The sequence below is a fragment of the Frankia sp. AgKG'84/4 genome (genome assembly GCF_023242965.2).
Lineage (GTDB): Bacteria > Actinomycetota > Actinomycetes > Frankiales > Frankiaceae > Frankia.
In genome coordinates this window covers 1-2,005 of record NZ_JALKFU020000967.1, presented here as the reverse complement: position 1 = coordinate 2,005, position 2,005 = coordinate 1, and the positions used below count along the sequence as shown (strand labels likewise).

General features: G+C 74.0%; 1 protein-coding gene. It reads right to left on the bottom strand.

Going from position 1 to position 2,005, the window contains the following annotated elements; translation table 11 throughout:
- Positions 1-1,948, bottom strand: a 1,948-nt coding sequence (locus tag MXD58_RS26445) for a transglutaminase TgpA family protein (RefSeq protein ID WP_250610487.1), incomplete at its 3' end; no start/stop codon positions are given.
- Positions 1,949-2,005: the final 57 nt, after the last annotated feature.

Sequence of the window (2,005 nt, the reverse complement as noted above, 5' to 3'; positions counted from 1 at the left end):
GAGCAGGGCCGGGCCGCAGTCGGCCGCGCCGCCGACGCCTTCGCAGCGCCGCGGGCGCGGCCAGCAGCATCAGGCCGAGGACCGCGGCCACGATCAGCCCGACCGCCCAGCTCGGGATGCCTGCCGCGGCGTCGGTGCCCGTGCCGTCGGCGTCGGGTGCCGGGGAGTCGGTGGATCCAGGGGCCGGACCGGTGGTGGGCACGGGCAGCGGCCCGGATCCCGGCGCCAGCGTGGGCGTGGGCTCGCTGTCCGTTCCGGGCGCGGGCAGCGTCCCGTCGGGGTCGCCGGCGCCGGCGGGGGCATAGGCCGGAGCGCTGGTCTCCCCGTCCGACCGGCGGGTCGGCTCGAAGCTCACCCAGCCGGCCGAGGGGAAATACACCTCGGGCCAGGCATGCGCCTGTCGGTTGGTGACCAGGTAGCTGCCGTCCGCCTGTCGCTCGCCGGGCACGAAGCCGATCGCGACGCGCGCGGGGATCCCGAGCATCCGGACCAGGACCGTCATCGCCGAGGCGAACTGCTCGCAGTACCCGACGTGCTTGTCGAACAGGAACTCGGCGAGCGCGCCCTCCCGTGTCGTCGGAGCACCGTCCAGGTCGTAGGTGAACCGCGGCCCGCGCAGGTACTCCTGGATGGCGTACACCCGCTCGTACGGCGTGCGGGCGTTGCGGGTGAGGGTGTCCAGGAGCTGGCGCAGCCGGGGGTCGAGGTTCGAGGGCAACGCGGTGTCGATGGCGAGGTCGGCCGGGACCTGGCCGGAGGAGGCCTGGAGCTCGGCCTGGGTGGGGTTCGGCGCGACCGCGTCGACCTCGTAGTTCGCGCCCGCGGTGGAGGTGCGGGTGGAGAAGATCGTGCCGGTCGGGGCGGCGAGCCGCCAGTCGCCGACCAGCCCCTTGATCTTGGTGGGGGTGCCGGGGACCGGGAGATAGAGCTCGTTGAAGCGATCGGTCACGGTGATGGCGGCGGTCGTCTCGACCGTGCTGCCCACGATGCCCGGCTTCGGCAGCCCGCGGCTGACGCGGTTGTCCCGGGTGGCGTTGAGCGCCCGCAGGGTGAACAGCTGGCCGTCGAAGTTCTCCAGCGCCGTCAGGCGCAGATAGCGGGGCGTGTTCGTGCGCACGCTGAGCAACGGGACTTCGGTGTCGGCGTGTAGCTGCTGGCTGACCGAGACGATCGGCTGCACGACGCTGGCCGAGCTGGGTCCGTCCCCGGCGCCGTAGCCGCCCTTGCGGGACACCAGGCCCGTGCCGTCCAGCGAGGGCAGTCCCGCCGGCACGGTGACCGCGACCAGGAGCGCGGCGAGCGCCACCGCGAGCGCGGAGACGGTGATCCGTCCGCCCAGCGGTCCGTTCTCCAGCTGCCAGGGCATGGCGGGCACCGACCGGCCCCACCGGCCGAAGGCGATCCGGCCGTCGAGCACCATCAGCGCCACGAAGCCGACCGCCCCCAGCACGAACGGCACGAGCCCGACCCCGCCCGGCAGGATCGCGGCGGACACCGCGTACAGGGCCAGCAGCGGCAGACCTCCGAGAGTCGGGCGCTGCAGCGTGACCACGATCAGATCGACGGCCACGACGGTCAGATAGACCCCGGTGACGGTGAGGATCACCAGGCCGGGTCGATGCGGCACCGGCGTGGCCAGGCGGGAGATGTCCGAGCCGCCGTCCGCGATGAGCGCCCGCAGCGTGCGCACGGTCTCGGGGGTCGGCAGCACCCCTAGCACCGCCGTGGCCCGCGCGCACAGCACGGTGACGCAGCCGATGAAGCCGACGAGGCTGAGGAGGAGCCCGAGTCCGAGGGGCAGCCTGAGCTGGCGTCCGACGGCGGCCGTCGCGACGGCCACGATGGTCGCGATCAGCACCGGTCCGAACCACCACATGGTCCCGTCGAACAGTCGGGTCAGCGCGCTGGTGGACAGCAGGCACGCCACCGCGGCGACCGCGGTCGGCACCGGGCGGACCCTCATCGGACCGCCCGACCGGGCTCGGTGGCGGGACGGGAGGCCGCC